Raw genomic sequence first — 16,326 nt, forward strand, 5'->3', positions numbered from 1 at the left:
GTCGCCGTGCCGCGGGTCCGGCCCCGGGACATCGTCCGCGCGCTCCGCCCGCATCAATGGGCGAAGAACGCCCTCGTCTTCGTGGGGCTGGTGACCGGTCATCATTTCGATGCGCCGAGCACCCTCGAGTCCTTCACCGCCTTTCTGTGCTTCTGCATGGCGGCGTCGAGCGCGTATCTGATCAACGATCTGCTCGACCTTCCGGCCGACCGCGCCCACCCGAGCAAGTCCCGGCGGCCCTTCGCGTCGGGGGCGGTGCCGGTCCTGTACGGGGTCGTCCTCGCGGCGCTCCTCGGCGCCGGGGCCTTCGCGGTGTCGTTCCTGCTGCCGCTGAAGTTCAGCTTGGCGCTCCTGATCTACCTCGTCCTGACGCTCGCCTACTCGTTCTATCTCAAGCGCCGGATGATGATCGATATCGTGGTGCTCGGCGGCCTCTACGCGATCCGCGTCTTCGGCGGCGTCGCCGCCCTCGGGCTGTCGCAGACGCCCTGGCTGCTGATGTTCTCACTCTTCCTCTTCACCAGCCTCGCCATCGTGAAGCGCTGTAGCGAGCTGACGGCCACCCTCCGGAACGAGGCGCCCGGCGAGAAGCAGACGCTTAACGGCCGCAGCTACGGAGCCGACGATCTGCGCGTCCTGTTCCCCCTCGGCGCTGCAGCCGGCTACGGCTCCGTCTTCGTTTTCGCGCTGTACATGTCGAGCCCGGAGGTGGCCGCGCTCTACACGCACCCCAACCGGCTGTGGCTGATCTGCCCCCTGCTCATTTATTGGGTCAGCCGCATGTTCCTCCTCGCGAACCGGAACCAGCTCCACAGCGATCCGGTGGTCTACGCCCTGACCGATCGCATCAGCCTCGCGACGGGGGCCTGCGTCGCCGCCGTGCTGGCCATCTCCATCTGAACCCAGGCCCCCGACGTGCTAGAACCTGACCGCCCGCGCGTCCCGCTCAGCGGGTGGGGCCGGTACCCGCGCCGCGACTGCGATGTCGCGGCACCGGGCGACCCGGCCACCGCGGCGGCCGCGCGTTCCCCGAGCCTGCCGCTCATCGCCCGCGGCAACGGCCGCTCCTACGGCGATGCCAGCTTCGGCCCGGGCCTGACCCTCGACATGCGCCGCCTGGGCCGGCTCGTCGCCTTCGACGAGGCGACCGGGGTGCTGACCTGCGAGGCCGGCACGCTCCTCAGCGAGATTATCGCGGTGCTGACGCCGCGCGGCTGGTTCCCGCCGGTGACGCCCGGCACCAAGTTCGTGACCGTCGGCGGCATGGTCGCCTCGGACGTGCACGGCAAGAACCACCACGGGGCGGGCTCGTTCTGCGATCACGTCCTCTCGGTCCGCCTCGCACTGGGCGACGGGACGATCCTGACCTGCTCCCCGACGGAACATGCGGATCTCTTCGCCGCGACCTGCGGCGGAATGGGGCTGACCGGCACCGTGCTGACGGTGACCTTCCGGCTGATCCCGGTGCACTCGTCCAAGATCTTGCAGGAGACGGTCCGCGCGCCCGATCTCGCGACCGCGATCGATCTGTTCGAGGCGGGGGCCGCGCGCACCTACTCGGTCGCCTGGATCGACTGCCTCGCCTCCGGGGCCGATCTCGGCCGGTCAGTGATCATCTTCGGGGAGCACGCCACGCCCGCGGACATCGAGCCGGGTCAGCGGGCGACGCCCTTCGCGCGCCCGGCCCCCCGCCGCAAACGCGTCCCGGTGGATTTCCCCACGGTCGCCCTCAATCGGCTCTCGGTCTCGCTGTTCAACAAGGTCTATTACCGGCTCCAGACGCCGGGCCGGAAGGTCGTCGACATCGATCCGTACTTCTACCCGCTCGACGCCATCCAGGACTGGAACCGGATCTACGGGCGCCACGGCTTCGTCCAGTATCAGTGCGTGCTGCCCCTCGAAACGAGCCGGGACGGGCTGACGGCGCTCCTCACGGAGATCGCCCGCGTCGGGCAGGCCTCCTTCCTGGCGGTGCTCAAGCGGCTCGGGCGCGAGTCGTTCGGCTACCTTTCCTTCCCGCGGGAGGGCTATACCCTGGCCCTCGACTTCCCGGCCCATGCCGACACCTTCGCGCTCCTTGAGCGGCTGGACCGCATCGTGATCGAGGGCGGCGGCCGGCTCTACCTCGCCAAGGACGCGCGGATGCGCGCGCCGATGCTGCGCTCCGGTTATCCCCGGCTGGAGCGCTTCGACGCCGTCCGGCGAAGCTACGGCCTCGATGGGCGTTTCCGATCGGCCCTCTCCGATCGCCTGGAGATCTAGTGTGACGCCATCGTCCGTCCTCATCCTCGGCGCGCGCTCGGATATCGGCCGCGCCGTCGCCCGGCGCTTCGCCCAGAGCGGCGCCTCGGTGATCCTCGCGGCCCGGCGCGCCGACGGCCTGGCCGACGAACTCGCGGATCTCAGGATCCGCTTCAAGGTCGCGGCCGAGGCGATCGAGTTCGACGTGACCGACGGGGAGGCCGAGCGCTTCTTCGACGCGCTCCCGGAACTGCCGCACACCGTCGTCATGGTCGTCGGCCTGCTCGGGGATCAGCCGCGCAGCGAGGCGGATCTCGACGCCGCGAGCGCCGTCATGGCGACCAATTACACCGGGCCGGCCTGCTACCTCCTGGCCGCGGCCCGGCGGATGGCGATGCGCGGCAGCGGCTGCATCGTCGGCATCAGCTCGGTCGCGGGCGACCGGGGTCGGCAATCCAACTACGTCTACGGCTCGGCCAAGGCCGGCTTCACCGCCTTCCTGGCCGGACTGCGCAACCGCCTCTTCCGCCGGGGCGTGACGGTGGTGACGGTCAAGCCGGGCTTCGTGGCGACCGCGATGACCGCTGGGATGAAGCTTCCGCCGCTGCTGACCGCGCAGCCGGACGAGGTCGGACAGGCAATCTTCACGGCCGTGACCAAGGGCAAGGACACGATCTACGTTCGGCCGATCTGGCGGCTGATCATGGCGGTGATCCGGAACGTGCCGGAAATCGTGTTCAAGCGGCTCTCCATGTAATGTACAGGGTTCTTAGAGACGTCATCTCTATCGCCGCCGAATTGGTTGCCATGTGGTTTTCGTTGATGCTGTCCATTTCCTGCTGAGCGTTCGTGGATGGTGTGGCGACGGCGCACTTATGATTGCGTGCATCGTCGGCATCGGAGCGTGATTTCAAGCCCTGTGTTTGCGCGAAACGCGGATTGGATCCCCCGGCGGTTTAAGTCGGGGCAGGTTTGCCGCACCGCGGGGTGATGAGACGGGTCGAACGTCCGGCCGTCGCCGCGGGGCTGCCCGGCCGCAGTCGAGACCGCACGGGCTGCCCGCGCCGGCTTGGGCGACACCAGGCCTCAGCACGGTTCGGGACTTGATAAATCCGGGCTTTGCCGTAAGCCGTCTCCGGTCGCCAGCGCCGAAGATTGACAGAAAAACCTCCTATCCCGCGTCGAGTATTTCAGCTCCCGCTCGGAACGGCTGCCCATGCATTGGAACGACGAATTCCGGCCATCGGTGCTTTCGAGACGGAGGTTGCCCTGGGAGATCATTGATCGTGTTTCAATATGCCTGTTCAGATCTGCATATTCTCATCGCTTAATCCTGAGAGAGAGAAATTAGATGGCGAGTCTGGTTGTCGGCATTCCGAGTTCGGGTCGGAAGGAGTTGTTGAGCCGCACGATCGAGCATCTCAGCCGGCAGGTTCTGCGTCCCGACAAAGTGATCCTCTGCACCCCGGAGGATGAAGAGAGTCAGACGCCGGAATACGACCCGACATTGAACTTGATTCATGTCCAGGCCCCGAAGGGATCCTGCTCGCAGCGCAACGCGATGCTGGACATGTTGAAGGGCGAGGACGGGATCCTGCTCATCATCGACGACGACTTTTTCGTGCATCGGACCTATCTCGCCGCGATCAAGACGATCATGCTGGCCCGTCCGGATATCGCGCTGGCCAACGGCTTCATCATCAAGGACGGGATCATCGGTCCCGGCATCCCGGTGGCGGAGGCGAACAGGATGCTGGAGGAGACGCAGCATGATCCCGCGCGCCCGGTGACCGTGCAGGAGAAGATCGTCGGCTACGGCTGCAACATGGCGATTCGGCTCGAACACGCCAGGAGCGTCCGGTTCGATGAGAATCTGCCGCTCTATGGCTGGCTGGAGGATGTCGACTTCTCGCACCAGCTCAGCAGAACCGGGAAGATCGTCGATGTGTCCGCGGTCGCGGGCGTCCATCTCGGGATCAAGATGGGTCGCACGCCCGGGAAGAAGTTCGGATACTCGCAGATCGTCAATCCGATCTATCTGATCCAGAAGGGGAGCATGAAGAAGAGACATGCGCTGTTCCTCATGCTGCGGAACATGGCGATGAACGTGACGCGGAGTGTTTCTCCCGAGCCGTATCTCGACAGGAGAGGCAGGCTGTTGGGCAACATTCTCGGATTGTGCGATGTGATCCGCGGACGGATCAATCCGCAGGCGGTGGCCCTATTGGATCGACCGAGACCGGGCGAACGCATGGTCCTATAGGACTGAACGCGAGCGCCTGGATGAAACCGATGCGGCAAGCAACGTCTTCCAGAGGGCCAGATCTGCGCGACGCCGGGTCTTGCTGCGGTGACGAGCGGGCGTCGAAAGCCGGTCCTCCGACTCCTTCCTCAGTGTCCGGGGGCCATTTGCAGGAGCCGCGCGGGGGCTTGTCGGGGCCGTGTCGTGTGATCTGGGCGGGATTGGTGTAATGTATGAGATCTTAACGTTAAGAGTAGACCGCTAAATCATGTTGATGGTCCGAAAAGCGCGCTTTCCCGGATCGGTAAGGCTTAATATTGTTGGCACACCAATCAACGGATTGATTTGCCCTAGTTCAGCCGACGTCAAGCAAGAGCCGCCGGCTCGGTGGCCGGAGGCCGGTGTAGAGATCCTGCACAGATCGGCAGGAAATGTCATGCTGTTGAGATCGAGAAAATCTTTGTTGGCATCGTGCCGAAATCCTATATTTGGTAATGAAACGGCCGCTCTATAGGCTGAGGACCGGAGTTATCGAATGGCCGATGTGGATGTCGTCGACAGGATTTCCGGTCTGATGGGGGGGCGGTCGCGCGTCAGATCGCTCGTCAACAGGCTGGGCTACGATACGACGGATTGGGTTCGGACGGTCATGTACCGGGAGTGCTTCTCGTTCATCGAGAGCCTGTCCCCGCATCGGCTCGATACGCTCGAAATCGCGGCCGGTCCGCAATGGAAGCGCAGGTTTCAATTCAAGTCCTATACCGCGGCCGATTATCCGGAATTCGATATCTGCGAGGGTCGGCTCGACCGGACGTTCGATCTCATTATCGCCGATCAGGTCTTCGAGCACCTGAAATGGCCGCAGCGCGCGGGGAAGAACGTCTTCTCCATGCTCAAGCCGGGCGGCACCTTCATCGTCACCACGCCGTTCCTGATCCGGCTGCACGACAGCCCGATCGATTGCTCGCGCTGGACCGAGACGGGGATGTCCTATCTCCTGCAGGAATGCGGCTTCGAGGCGCAGAACATCAAGACCGCCTCCTGGGGCAACCGGGCCTGCGTGCGCGCCAACTTCCGCCGGTGGCCGCGATACGGCTGGTACAAGCCGCTCCATAACGAGAAGAACTTCCCCGTCACGGTCTGGGCGTTTGCCCGACGCTGACCCGGTCGCCCTATAGGGGCACCGGGACAGAGTCTGGGCCGGCGCCGACGAGGCGCCGGCCGATTGGCGCCGTGATCGGCGCCGGGGCGCAGCCTCCGGGTGGCCTGCCCCGGGGGCTCAGGCCGTCGCCTCGGGACCTTCGGTGAATTCCCGCCACAGCAGCACGAGGGCCGCCATCACGGCCGGGCCGAGGAACAGGCCGAGCAGCCCGAACGTCTCCACGCCGCCGAGGATGCCGAGCAGCACCCACAGGAACGGGAGCTTCGTGGTGCCGCCGATCAGCGCGGGCCGGACGAAGTGGTCGGCCGCGAAGGTGACGACGAGGCCGGCCACCGCCACCACGATGGCGGCCTTCGTCGCGCCGGCCGCAACCAGGAGGATGGCCGCGATGGCGATGGCCAGGGCGGCGCCGAACGGGATCATGGCCGCCACGGCGGTGAAGGCGCCGAGCAGGACCGGGTGCGGCACGCCGGCGAAGTAGTAGACGATTCCGAGAATGAACCCTTCTCCGAGGCCGACCAGGACCAGACCGTCGACGGTGCCGTGGACCGAGGCGACCATCTGGCGGGCGACCCGCTCGCCGCGCGGGCCGAACAGGCGGTGACAGGCGGTCAGCGACTCGTCCCGCACGGTCCGCCAGTCGCGGAACAGGAAGAACAGGGCCACGAGGCTGAAGCCGAACAGCACGATCCGGTGCATCACCTCGCGCCCGAAATTGCGGGAGGCCCCGATCACGGAATTGTTCTCGAACCGGTGCAGCAGGTCCGAGCCGGCCTGGGCGTGGCCGAGGTTGTTGTTCCACCAATCGGTCGCCTGTGCGGCTCCGTAGGGCAGGTGCTGGAGAAATTCCGGCGCCGGAACGCCGTTCGCCTCGGCGTTGCGGACGAAATCGGCCACGTCGTGGGCCTCCCGGGCCGCCTGAACGCCCAGGATGGCCAGGGGGGCCAGGAAGACCAGCGCCACCGCTACCGTCATCAGGCTCGGCAGGAGGATGTTGTGCTTGCCCGGCGGGAACCGGTGTTCCAGGCGGGCATAGAGCGGCCACAGGGCGATCGCGAGCACCAGCGCCCAGGCGAGGGCCGGAAGGAACCCGTGCAGAATCCAGAGGCCGAGGGCGGAGAGCGCCAGGACCAGCAGCACGCGGGCCGCGCCCTGCGAGCGGGCGCGCTCGTGCGGCGGTCCATCCTGGAGTGCCGGAGGCGGCGCCTCGATCCGCGCCGGCGGGGCGAGGGGCTTTGTGATCGGTGGCATCCGTCTGATCTCCTGGGAACGCGCGGTCGGTCGCGCCCGTTCGCTCGGGCCTGCGCCGCCGTACGGTACGCACGTCTTCGCACGCGGCGGCGTGCGATGGTGGACACGCGCTGAAACGCCGGGGAACCGCTGCGGTTGCCGCCCCTGATACCCTCGTGTAGAGGTCGCCGCCATTCAGTGGGGCCGTGTATCGGGGCCCGCAGACGCGTAGGATGACCGCGCGGGGTGCGCGCGCCGGGCTGCCCGGCGCCAGGGGGCGCCCCGCCCGACCGATCCGGAATCCGACCAGCCCGCGAGAAGACATGTCCGACGAGCCCGCCCACGGCAGCGCCACCTTCGAGCGCGTGGCCGACATCATAGCCGAGACCGCCGACATCCCCCGGGACAAGATCACCCCCGAGAGTCACGCCATCGACGACCTCGGCATCGACAGCCTCGCCTTCCTCGACATCGCCTTCGCGGTCGACAAGGCGTTCGGGATCAAGCTGCCCCTGGAGCGCTGGACCCAGGAGGTCAACGAGGGCAAGGTCCCGGCAGAAGAGTATTTCGTCCTTAAGAACCTGTGCGCGCGCATCGACGGCCTGGTGGCCGAGAAGGCCGCCAAGGTCTGAGGCCGGCAGCCCGGTCCGCCCCGCCATGCGCCTCGAATATTTCGAGATGATCGATTCCGTGCGGCTCCTCGACCGGGCCGCCGGCCGCATCGAGGCCCTCGCCCGGGTGCCCCTGGAGAGCCCGGTCTTCGAGGGGCACTTCCCCGGCCATCCCCTGGTGCCCGGGGTGCTCCTCACCGAGACGATGGCGCAGGCCTCGGGCTATCTCGTGCTCGCCCATCTGGACTTCGCCCGGATGCCGTTCCTCACCGGGGTCGACAAGGCCCGGTTCCGGTCCTTCGTCGGGCCGGGGGCGGATCTCGTGGTGACGGCGCATCTGGAGCATGACGGCTCAGGCTATGCGGTGACCAAGGCCGCGATCAGCCACGCCGGGAAGGCGCTGTGCGACGCGGAGCTGCGCTTCCGGACCATGCCGTTCCCGGATGGGCTCGACGCGCCGATGCGCGCCCGCGCCCGGGCGATCGGCCTGTTCCCGGACCCGGTGCAGCCGTGAGCCGCCCCGTCGTCGTCACCGGCCTCGGCCTGGTCTCCTGCGCGGGCGAGGGCGTCGAGGCCCACCTCGTCGCCCTCGACGCGGGGGTCGCGCCCCGCACCGACGCCGAGACCTTCGCGCCCTACCCGGTCCATCCCGCGCCGGCGATCGTCTGGGACGGACAGATCCCCAAGCGCAGCGACCAGCGCCAGATGGAGGCGTGGCAGCGCCTTGGCGTCTACGCGGCGGGCCTCGCCCTCGACGCGGCCGGCGTGAAGGACGACGCCGCCTTCAAGCAGGCGCTCCACCTCGTGGTGGCGGCGGGCGGCGGCGAGCGCGACTACGCGGTCGACGGGGCGATCCTGACGGGGCTGCGGGATGCCGCCGATCCGGGCGCCTACCTGAACGAGCGGCTGCAGAACGACCTGCGCCCGACCCTGTTCCTCGCCCAGCTCTCCAACCTGCTGGCCGGCAACATCGCCATCGTGCACGGGGTCACGGGGGCGTCGCGCACCTTCATGGGCGAGGAATCCGCCGGGGTCGACGCCCTGCGGATCGCCCAGGCGCGGGTGGCCTCCGGCCAGATCGACGCGATTCTGGTCGGCGGTTCGTACAGCGCCGAGCGGCCCGACGTGCTGGTGATCCACGAGATGGGCGGCTACCTCGCCCGGGACGCGTTCCGGCCGGTCTTCGAACGCGCGGGGCGGGGCGGGTTCATCCTCGGCAGCTGCGCGGCCTTCCTGATGCTCGAATCGGAGTCCCACGCCGCCGCCCGCGGCGCCCGGCCGCTCGCCCGACTCGACCCGGTGGCGAGCGACCGCACCCGGCGCGCTCCGGGCAGCGTCGCCGGCAGCCTCGAAGCCCTGTGGGGGCAGGCGGGACTCTTGGATCCGGACCGGGTCCTGTCCGGCGCGACCGGGGTGGTGCCGATCACCGCGGAGGAGCGGGACACCCTCGCGCGGCTCGCCCCCGGGGCGCACCTGTGCGCCCTCGGCGACGTGATCGGGCACGGGCTCGAAGTGGCGGCCCCCTTCGGGGCGGCCCTGGCGGCCGCCCTGGTCGCCGCCGGCCGCGCCCGCGAGGTCGTCGTGACGGCGGTCGGGCATCGCCGCGGCGAGGGCGTCCTCCGCGTCACTCCAGCCTGACCGGTGCTGGTCTGCGGCGCGTGCCGAATGACACCCGCCGAACATCGCATTTGAATGCAGATGCGGGGCTGAATCCGCTTCGGCTCCGGGCGGGCGACCCGTTCCAGCCCCAGCACCGGGATTCATCGGGCCAGAAAGCGCCCCCGCGCAGACCCGTACACCCGCGGAAACATGCCTCTGCGCTTGCCAAAAAACCGAGACGGCGCTATCTCAACACCATCGGCACGTGTCCGGATATCTTGGACCGTTACGCCTTCGCAGGGCGGTTCTGACTTTCCTATCGCTATCGGTCGATACCGGCGCCGACCCGAACGGGTTGGAGCCATCACTCACTATGCCTGCGAAGATCAAGGACTGCCATGAGCACCGGAACCGTGAAGTGGTTCAACGAGACCAAGGGCTACGGCTTCATCCAGCCGGATGACGGCGGCAAGGACGTGTTCGTCCACATCTCAGCCGTCGAGCGCGCCGGCCTGCGGGCTCTGAACGAGGGCCAGAAGGTCACCTACGAGCTGGAGACCGACCGCCGCAGCGGCAAGCAGTCCGCCGGCCAGCTCCAGACGGCCTGATCTCCGACCGGACGTCTCTCTCCGAAGCCGCTCCCCAAGAGCGGCTTCTTCGTATCGACCATCCCTTTCGGGGCGTGGCCTTCGCCGCGCCCGACCCAGGAGTGTCTGTGAGCTTTCCGAACAAACAGGGCGTCGTTGATCGCCTGGAGACGGCCGCCAAGGCGCGGTCCGAGATGCTGGCCCGGTTCCGGGCACGTCCGACGGCCGACGATCCGGCCGTCCTGGCCCGTCAGTCGGCCCGCCGCGCCGTGGTCGATGCCCGCGAGGCCCGCATGGCCGAGCGCGCCGCCCAGCGCCAGGCCGAGATCGAGCGCAGCGCCGCCCAGGCCGAGGCCGATCGCCTTGCCGAGATCGAGCGCAAGCAGGCCGAGCAGCTGGCCGCCCAGGAGCGCGCGAAGGCCCTTCAGGCCGAGCAGAAGGCGCAGCGCGACGCGCGTTACCTCGCCCGCAAGGCCAAGGCCCAGAAGCGGCGCTGAACCGCCGCTTCGATATCGCGTCCCAGGAGGCCGGCATGTCCCACAAATTCAAGATCGGCGAACGCGTCCGCCGTCCCCGGCTGGGCCTGCCCGGCGACAAGGGCGAGGGCGAGGTGTTCGAGGTCCTCCGGCTGATGCCGGCGGATCAGACCGGCGAGCCCAGCTACCGGATCCGCACCCAGTCCGGCGAGCGGGCGATCCGCGAGAGCGACCTGGTGGCCGCGCCCCACCTCTGATCGATGCCGGTCCTGGACCAGCCCACCACGGGGGGCCGCGAGGGGTGAGTCGCCATGGCGATGCTCCCCGCTCCGACAGGTCTCCGGAACGGGCCGAACATTGCTTCAGCGTGATGGAACCCCAGCGGGCGGCAGCCGGTCAGCCGAACTGCTCGCGCAGGATGCGCTCGTCGAGGCTGTGCCCGGGATCGTGCAGCAGTACCAACTCGGTCGCGCGATCGAGGGAGGTCTCCACCGTGCAGACCCGGCGGAACTCCGTGTGATCGGCCACCGCCGCCACCGGACGGTGGGGCGCGTCGAGCACGTCGATCCGGATCCGGGCGTAGTCCGGTAGGAGCGCGCCGCGCCAGCGCCGGGGTCGGAAGGCCGAGATCGGGGTCAGCGCCAGCAGCTTGGCGTCCAGGGGCAGGATCGGCCCCCCCACCGACAGGTTGTAGGCGGTGGATCCCGCCGCCGTGGCGACCAGCACGCCGTCTGCGATCAGCAGATCAAGCCGGACATGCCCGTCCACGGCGATCTTCAGCTTGGCGGTCTGATGGGTCTGGCGTAGCAGATAGACCTCGTTGATCGCCCGCGCCCGGTGCGAGCGGCCCTCGGTGTCGAGCACGTCCATCACCAGCGGATGAATGACGCTGCGCTGCGCGCTGTCCAGGTGCTCCAGGAGGTCGTCGTCCCGGAACTCGTTCATCAGGAAGCCGACCGTGCCGCGGTTCATCCCGTAGATCGGCTTCGGGTTGTCCATGAACCGGTGCAGGACCTGGAGCATCAGACCGTCGCCGCCGAGCGCCACCACCACATCCGCCTCCTCGGGCGAGACGTGGTCGTAGCGGCGCATCAGGGCGGCGGCGGCGTCGCGGGCATAGCCGGTCGGGCTCGCCACGAAGGCGATCTTCTTAAAATGCGGCATCGGTCAGGCGAGGCCGGGCGGGGGCGTCGAGGTCGCGTCGGAGGTCACGTCACGGCTCCAGTGCTGACGAGCGAACCGCCCGGTTGACGTCGGTGCCCCGCATGTCCCTCTCTCACCGGACGCATGCGCGACCCGGAGGCATAGCATGGAGCGTCCGCTCCTCGTCTACACCACCTTCCCCGATGCCGCCTCGGCCCTCGACATCGGCGAGGCCCTCGTCCGCGAAGGCCTGATCGCCTGCATCAACGTTCTGCCGGGCATGCGCTCGGTCTACCGTTGGAAGGGCGCGGTGGAGCGCGGCGAGGAGGTGGCGGCGATCCTCAAGAGCCGCGAGGGACTGGCCGAGCCCCTGTCGGCCGCCCTCAAGGCGCGCCATCCCTACGAGACGCCGATCATCCTGCACCTGCCGGTCGCCGGCGCCGACGCCGAGACCGCGGCCTGGATCCTGGCCGAGACCGGGTTCTTCGGGGCGCCGGGGCCTTCGGCCTGACCGGCGGCCCCCGCCGGGGAGCGCCCGCGGGGCCGGGGCGATCCGGATGCTTCGAACCCGCGCCTGCCGCGTTCTCCCCCGGTCCGTCCGCTCGACTTGGGCGGGTCGGCGGCGACCGCGTTCGCCGGTGCGGGCGGAACGTACCGTGGCCGGCACGAGGGGGAAGATGACACCATGGCACCATCGAAGACCGGTCGTCGCGTCGCTGCGCTCCTCATGGCGGTCGCTCCAGGCTGCGCGGGTGTCCGGGCGGCCGACGGCCCGCCGCCGATGACCATCGTGCCGGCGCCGTCCGGTCCGGCGGGTCTCGCCACCGCCGATCCGCCCGCCCTCCGGTATGGCGTCCTCTACGCTGACGCCGCAGGACGCAGCCATGTCCAATATTGCGATCTGACGAACTTCACCTTCAAGAGCTACGCCCCGCCCGCGCCACCGCAATACGTCGGCACGCCGCCGGGCGACGTGGCGGCGATCGCCTACGCGGTGCTGCCGGTCGGCTATGTCGGCCCGTGGCACAGCGCGCCCGGCCCGCAATGGGTGATCACCCTCTCGGGACGCTGGTCGGTGGAGGCGACGGACGGCACCGTGCTGGAGCAGGGACCGGGGGAGGTCCAGTTCAACGCCGATGCGGGGTCGACCCCTCAGGGGCCGGATGGCCGGGCCGGGCACCTCACCCGGCAGGTCGGCGCCGCGCCGACCGTGCAGCTCATCGTGTCGTCGAAGAAGCCGCTGCCGGGGCAGGCCTCCGGCACCGGTCCCTGCGAGCCGGCCCCGAAATGACCGGCCGCGCGGATCGGAGCCAGCGGGACGCAGGGGCTTCTCAGACGCCGCTCACCGGATAGCTCCGGCCCTTCCAGGTCGCGGCGCCGGCGCGCTCCCGGCGCAGCAGCACGTTCCACTGGATCGCCAGCGCCACCACGACCGCGGCCGGGTGGAGCGGGATCGTCGCCAGGGGGGCCCGAACCGCCAGGGTGATGGCGCCCCGGGTTGCCAGCGACAGGGCGAAAGCGGCCGACGCGAGGGCCAGGGCGGCGGGCGGTGCGAGGCCGAGCAGGCCGGCCGCCACAAGGAGCGGCGGCATTAGCTGTCCGCCTCCGAGCAGCAGGGTCCAGACCGGTAGGGCCCGGGGCGTGGCCATGCCCTCGTGGGCGTTCTTGGAGAAGCCCGCCCAGGCCTGTGCGAAGGTCTGATACATCCGGCAGGTCGCCAGGGAGGCTGCCGCAACGAGGTCCGTCCGGTAGCCCGCTGCGCGGAACAGGCGCGGCAGGCGGACGCCATCGTGCAGCGCGGCGCGGATGGCGCCGTGGCCCCCGGTGGCCGCGTAGGCCGCCGTCTCGAACAGGATGAGCTGGCCGCAGGCCGCCCCGAGGGACGGGTCGGGCAGGCGGCGCATCAGCGGCACCGGCAGGTAGCCCAGCAGCAGGAAGTCGATCATCGGCACGGTGAGCTTCTCGCCCAGCGTATCGACGCGCTGCCGCGGAACGCCGCTCACCAGCGCCGCGCCGGTGCGGCGGGCCCGCGCCGCCAGGGAGGCGGCGGCTTCGGGGGCGAGGCACACGTCGGCGTCGATGAACAGCAGGTGGCGCCCGCGCGCGAGACCGGCCATGTGGCTGCAGGCGTGGTTCTTGCCGGTCCAGCCCTCGGGCAGCGGCGGCACGGCGGCGAGGCGCAGGCGCGGATCGGCGATGGCGCGCACGATCTCGGGAGTCGCGTCCGTGGAATGGTCGTCGCCGACGATCACCTCCACCGGCACCATCGCGCTGGCGAGCGCCGCCCGGACGGTGGCGGCGATGTTGCCGGCCTCATTGCGGGCCGGGATCAGGATCGAGACGAGGCCGGGATCCGCCTCCGGCTCCGGCCGGCGCAGGACGGCGAGGTTCACCGCCGCCACGACGGCCGGCAGGAGGGCCAGGACCAGGCCGAGCAGGGCGAGGGCGGTGAGAATCCAGTCGGTCATGCTCCACCGCACCGGGATGGGACGTCGCCGGTCCCTAGACCATGCCGGGCGGGCCGGGCGGAAGCGGTCATGCGGCGCGATCCCGCCCGTCCGCAGGGCGGTGGGCCGGGTCGAAGCGGCGCCCGGAGAGCCGGGCCGCCAGATGCCGCCAGAGGTCGTAGACGCCGCCGACGCCCTTGCGGCCCGAGATCAGGGCGCGGAAGCGTTCGGGTTCGCGGCTGATCACATCGGCGCCGAGCCGATCCAGGGTCGCGGTCAGATCGCCCTCCAGGCGGGCGAGCCGCGCCGGCCGGGGGAGGGCGGCGAGTTCCGCTCCGGGTATGCCGCGCCCGAACGCCGCGAAGGCCCCGGCGCCGCGCTCGTCCCAGAAGGCGTATTCAAGGGCGAGCGGCACGAACAGGGCGTCGGGGGCGAGCTCGGCCAGGCGCGCCACGCCCGGTCGCAGGCCCAGCGGCCGCGTTCGGGCGTCGGCGAAGCGGCCCTGCGCGGTGATCCAGAGCATGCCGTCCGGCGCCGCCAGGATCGCCCGGGCGGCACCCAGGAACTGCGCCGCTCCTCGCGGGCTGTCGAGGTCGACCGCGAAGGCGCCGATCCGCGCGAAGATGCGGTAGCGCGCCAGCGTCGCGGCGTCGAAGGGCGCCCGGCTCAGCCGCTCTGGGTACAGGCGGCCGGCCAGGACGAGGATCACGGCCGCGTCCCACCAGGCGGGATGGTTGCTGTAGATCACCAGCGGGCCGCGATGGTCGCGTGCCGGCGGCGTGCTCCAGAGCGGCAGGCGCAGGGCGTCGAGGTGGCGATGCAGGTAGCGCTCGAACCACGCCACCATGAAGTCGCGGATCCGGCGCGAGACGGGGGGCAGGGCGGCGATGCGCGTCCGTCTCCCGCCCCCCGGCCGGTCCGGGGCCTGCCCGGGCAAGCCCGAACCGGGATCGGGGGCGGGGGGAGGCGCGGCCGCCGCTGTCACGCCGTCTCGCGCAGGGCGCCGCGGGCGTCCTGATCGTGCGCGTCGGCGGCGATCCAGCCGGACATCATCACCATCGGCATGCCGGGTCCGGGATGGGCGGCGCCACCGGCGAGATAGAGCCCGCGGACCTGCCGCGAGCGGTTGCCGGGCTTGAACGCGCCCATCACCCGGCCGTGCGAGGCGAGCCCGTAGATCGCGCCGTTCAGGACGCGATAGCGCTCGTGGATGTCCTGCGGCGTCAGGTGGCGCTCGACCACGATGCGCTCCTCCAGGTCCGGCATGCCGGCGGTGCGCTTGAGCTTGTCGAGGATGGTCCGCCGGTAGTTCTGGAACAGCGGCCCGTCCGGGCGCCAGTCGTGGTGCGGCCGGAGATAGGGCGTGTGCACCAGGACGTAGAGGGCTTCCCCGCCCTCGGGCGCCACACTCGGGTCGGTGGAGGAGGGGGCCGCGAGATAGGCGGTCGGGTCCGGGGCCGGCTCGCCCTTGTTGTAGATGTAGTCGAACTCCTCCTCGGGGTCCCGGGAGAAGACGAAATCGTGGTGGTTCAGGTGCTCGTAGCGCCTGTTCAGCCCGAGATAGAGCACCACGCCCGAGCAGGCCGGCTCGGGGTTCTTCTTCGCGTAGGCCTTGCCGGCCGCGCCGCCGACGAGTTCCCGGTAGGTGCGCACCGAATCCATGTTGGAGATCACCGCGTCGAAGGGCGTCACGCCCGCGGCGGTCCGCACCCCCCGGACCACGCCGTTCGCGGTCTCGATCCCGGTCACCTCGGTGTCGGTCTTGCAGGTGGCGCCGAGTTCCTGGGCGAGCTTCGCCAGCCCTTCCGCCACCGCGCGGGTGCCGCCCATCGGGTACCAGACCCCGTCGGCGGTCTGCATGTGCGCTATGGCGCAGAGCACCGCCGGGGCGCCGTAGGGCGAGGAGCCGACATATTGCACGAAGTGGTCGAGCATCTGCGCGAGCCGCGCGTCCTTGACCTTGCCGCGGATCGTCGAGGCGACGGAGGCGTGCATGCGCAAGGACAGCACGTCGCGCAGCGTGCCGGGATTCATGTTGGCGCGGATGTTGATCGTATCGAACAGGTCCTCCACGGGCTTCCAGAAGAAGAATTTTTCTGAAACCCCGTGAAGGTGCTCCGAGATGGTGAGGAATTTCTTGTAGCCGTCACCGGTGCCGGGGGCAAAGCGATCCATGTCGCCGGCCATCCGCTCGATGTCCTGCATCAGGTCGATATGGGTGCCGTCGTCGAAGAAGCAGCGCCACTGCGGGTCGAGGCGGCGCAGGTCCATGTAATCGTGGACCGAGCGGCCGGCCTCCGCGAAGATCCGCTCCAGGACGCGCGGCACGGTCAGGATGGTCGGTCCCATGTCGAAGCGGAAGCCGCCCTCGTGCAGCACCGCCGCCTTGCCGCCGAGCCAGCCGTTCTTGTCGTAGACCGTCACGCGGTGGCCCCGCGCCGCCGCGACGCACGCGGCTGCGAGTCCGCCGAGCCCGCTGCCGATGACGGCGACCGTGGAATCCTGGCTCATCCTGACGTGTCGCTCCCCGGGCCGTGGAACCGGCCCGCAGAAGCGAAGCTAGACCTGGGGCCGGGCGGGTCAACGCG

General features: G+C 69.6%; 18 protein-coding genes. 13 read left to right on the plus strand and 5 right to left on the minus strand.

Annotation, left to right across the window (positions count from 1 at the left end; genetic code table 11):
* The 5 genes from MKK69_RS06100 to MKK69_RS06120 all read left to right on the plus strand — a co-directional run.
* Positions 1–900: UbiA family prenyltransferase (locus MKK69_RS06100; protein WP_243966841.1), on the plus strand; the 900-nt coding region annotated here is incomplete at its 5' end.
* A gap of 15 nt (positions 901–915) precedes the next feature.
* A complete protein-coding gene (locus tag MKK69_RS06105; protein WP_243966842.1) occupies positions 916–2,262 on the plus strand; it encodes an FAD-binding oxidoreductase in 1,347 nt (448 codons plus the stop codon).
* Positions 2,219–2,998 (plus strand): SDR family oxidoreductase, encoded by a 780-nt coding sequence (locus MKK69_RS06110; RefSeq protein ID WP_243966844.1) that lies wholly within the window; start codon positions 2,219–2,221, stop codon positions 2,996–2,998. The genes MKK69_RS06105 and MKK69_RS06110 overlap by 44 nt, the downstream gene beginning before the upstream one ends.
* Before the next feature lie 594 nt (positions 2,999–3,592).
* Positions 3,593–4,504, plus strand: coding sequence for a glycosyltransferase family 2 protein (locus tag MKK69_RS06115; RefSeq protein WP_243966845.1), 912 nt, complete (start codon positions 3,593–3,595; stop codon positions 4,502–4,504).
* Between the two features lie 514 nt (positions 4,505–5,018).
* Positions 5,019–5,645 carry a class I SAM-dependent methyltransferase gene (locus MKK69_RS06120; protein WP_243966846.1) on the plus strand — a complete coding sequence of 209 codons (627 nt, stop codon included), beginning with the start codon at positions 5,019–5,021 and terminating at the stop codon, positions 5,643–5,645.
* A gap of 117 nt (positions 5,646–5,762) precedes the next feature.
* On the opposite strand, the gene MKK69_RS06125 is transcribed toward MKK69_RS06120, so the two are convergent.
* Positions 5,763–6,896: an AI-2E family transporter gene (locus MKK69_RS06125; RefSeq protein ID WP_243966847.1), complete on the minus strand. Its 1,134-nt coding sequence runs from the start codon at positions 6,894–6,896 to the stop codon at positions 5,763–5,765.
* Positions 6,897–7,198: 302 nt separating this feature from the next.
* On the opposite strand from MKK69_RS06125, the gene MKK69_RS06130 reads away from it, so the two are divergent.
* From MKK69_RS06130 to MKK69_RS06155, 6 genes are all read left to right on the plus strand, one after another.
* Entirely contained in the window at positions 7,199–7,507 is a 309-nt protein-coding gene (locus tag MKK69_RS06130) for an acyl carrier protein (RefSeq protein ID WP_010683687.1), read from the plus strand.
* Positions 7,508–7,532: 25 nt separating this feature from the next.
* On the plus strand, positions 7,533–8,000 hold the full coding sequence (locus MKK69_RS06135) for a 3-hydroxyacyl-ACP dehydratase FabZ family protein (protein WP_243966848.1): 468 nt from the start codon (positions 7,533–7,535) through the stop codon (positions 7,998–8,000).
* Positions 7,997–9,124: a beta-ketoacyl-ACP synthase gene (locus MKK69_RS06140; protein ID WP_243966849.1), complete on the plus strand. Its 1,128-nt coding sequence runs from the start codon at positions 7,997–7,999 to the stop codon at positions 9,122–9,124. Before MKK69_RS06135 ends, MKK69_RS06140 begins: the two co-directional genes overlap by 4 nt.
* 359 nt (positions 9,125–9,483) lie before the next feature.
* The gene (locus tag MKK69_RS06145) at positions 9,484–9,693 is read left to right on the plus strand and encodes a cold-shock protein (RefSeq protein WP_243966850.1); all 210 of its coding nucleotides are present in this window, start codon (positions 9,484–9,486) and stop codon (positions 9,691–9,693) included.
* Positions 9,694–9,800: 107 nt separating this feature from the next.
* Entirely contained in the window at positions 9,801–10,169 is a 369-nt protein-coding gene (locus MKK69_RS06150) for a DUF6481 family protein (RefSeq protein ID WP_243966851.1), read from the plus strand.
* A gap of 35 nt (positions 10,170–10,204) precedes the next feature.
* Positions 10,205–10,405, plus strand: a complete 201-nt coding sequence (locus MKK69_RS06155; RefSeq protein ID WP_243966853.1) for a hypothetical protein — start codon at positions 10,205–10,207, stop codon at positions 10,403–10,405.
* Between the two features lie 139 nt (positions 10,406–10,544).
* Here the strand turns inward: MKK69_RS06155 and MKK69_RS06160 are convergent, their stop codons facing one another.
* Positions 10,545–11,312 (minus strand): NAD kinase, encoded by a 768-nt coding sequence (locus tag MKK69_RS06160; RefSeq protein ID WP_243966854.1) that lies wholly within the window; start codon positions 11,310–11,312, stop codon positions 10,545–10,547.
* A gap of 145 nt (positions 11,313–11,457) precedes the next feature.
* On the opposite strand from MKK69_RS06160, the gene cutA reads away from it, so the two are divergent.
* Both cutA and MKK69_RS06170 read left to right on the plus strand, forming a co-directional pair.
* Positions 11,458–11,802, plus strand: a complete 345-nt coding sequence (gene cutA / locus MKK69_RS06165; RefSeq protein WP_243966855.1) for a divalent-cation tolerance protein CutA — start codon at positions 11,458–11,460, stop codon at positions 11,800–11,802.
* A gap of 174 nt (positions 11,803–11,976) precedes the next feature.
* Positions 11,977–12,582, plus strand: a complete 606-nt coding sequence (locus MKK69_RS06170) for a hypothetical protein (protein WP_243966856.1) — start codon at positions 11,977–11,979, stop codon at positions 12,580–12,582.
* Positions 12,583–12,622: 40 nt separating this feature from the next.
* Here the strand turns inward: MKK69_RS06170 and MKK69_RS06175 are convergent, their stop codons facing one another.
* From MKK69_RS06175 to MKK69_RS06185, 3 genes are all read right to left on the minus strand, one after another.
* The gene (locus tag MKK69_RS06175) at positions 12,623–13,759 is read right to left on the minus strand and encodes a glycosyltransferase (protein ID WP_243966857.1); all 1,137 of its coding nucleotides are present in this window, start codon (positions 13,757–13,759) and stop codon (positions 12,623–12,625) included.
* A gap of 67 nt (positions 13,760–13,826) precedes the next feature.
* On the minus strand, positions 13,827–14,585 hold the full coding sequence (locus MKK69_RS06180) for a lysophospholipid acyltransferase family protein (RefSeq protein WP_243966904.1): 759 nt from the start codon (positions 14,583–14,585) through the stop codon (positions 13,827–13,829).
* A 134-nt stretch (positions 14,586–14,719) separates the two neighbouring features.
* Complete coding sequence (locus MKK69_RS06185; RefSeq protein WP_243966858.1) at positions 14,720–16,249, minus strand: phytoene desaturase family protein; 1,530 nt, start codon at positions 16,247–16,249, stop codon at positions 14,720–14,722.
* Between the last annotated feature and the right edge of the window lie 77 nt (positions 16,250–16,326).

This window comes from Methylobacterium sp. J-026 (assembly GCF_022829585.1).
In the GTDB taxonomy this organism is placed as follows: Bacteria; Pseudomonadota; Alphaproteobacteria; order Rhizobiales; family Beijerinckiaceae; genus Methylobacterium.

Excerpts from the sequence above, each read along its gene's own strand:
- MKK69_RS06115 (WP_243966845.1), top strand. The coding sequence starts at position 3,593 with ATGGCGAGTCTGGTTGTCGGCATTCCGAGTTCGGGTCGGAAGGAGTTG.
- MKK69_RS06130 (WP_010683687.1), top strand. The coding sequence starts at position 7,199 with ATGTCCGACGAGCCCGCCCACGGCAGCGCCACCTTCGAGCGCGTGGCC.
- MKK69_RS06120 (WP_243966846.1), top strand. The coding sequence starts at position 5,019 with ATGGCCGATGTGGATGTCGTCGACAGGATTTCCGGTCTGATGGGGGGG.
- cutA (WP_243966855.1), top strand. The coding sequence starts at position 11,458 with ATGGAGCGTCCGCTCCTCGTCTACACCACCTTCCCCGATGCCGCCTCG.
- MKK69_RS06170 (WP_243966856.1), top strand. The coding sequence starts at position 11,977 with ATGGCACCATCGAAGACCGGTCGTCGCGTCGCTGCGCTCCTCATGGCG.
- MKK69_RS06180 (WP_243966904.1), bottom strand. The coding sequence starts at position 14,585 with ATGGTGGCGTGGTTCGAGCGCTACCTGCATCGCCACCTCGACGCCCTG.
- MKK69_RS06155 (WP_243966853.1), top strand. The coding sequence starts at position 10,205 with ATGTCCCACAAATTCAAGATCGGCGAACGCGTCCGCCGTCCCCGGCTG.
- MKK69_RS06135 (WP_243966848.1), top strand. The coding sequence starts at position 7,533 with ATGCGCCTCGAATATTTCGAGATGATCGATTCCGTGCGGCTCCTCGAC.
- MKK69_RS06160 (WP_243966854.1), bottom strand. The coding sequence starts at position 11,312 with ATGCCGCATTTTAAGAAGATCGCCTTCGTGGCGAGCCCGACCGGCTAT.
- MKK69_RS06185 (WP_243966858.1), bottom strand. The coding sequence starts at position 16,249 with ATGAGCCAGGATTCCACGGTCGCCGTCATCGGCAGCGGGCTCGGCGGA.
- MKK69_RS06175 (WP_243966857.1), bottom strand. The coding sequence starts at position 13,759 with ATGACCGACTGGATTCTCACCGCCCTCGCCCTGCTCGGCCTGGTCCTG.
- MKK69_RS06145 (WP_243966850.1), top strand. The coding sequence starts at position 9,484 with ATGAGCACCGGAACCGTGAAGTGGTTCAACGAGACCAAGGGCTACGGC.
- MKK69_RS06125 (WP_243966847.1), bottom strand. The coding sequence starts at position 6,896 with ATGCCACCGATCACAAAGCCCCTCGCCCCGCCGGCGCGGATCGAGGCG.
- MKK69_RS06110 (WP_243966844.1), top strand. The coding sequence starts at position 2,219 with ATGGGCGTTTCCGATCGGCCCTCTCCGATCGCCTGGAGATCTAGTGTG.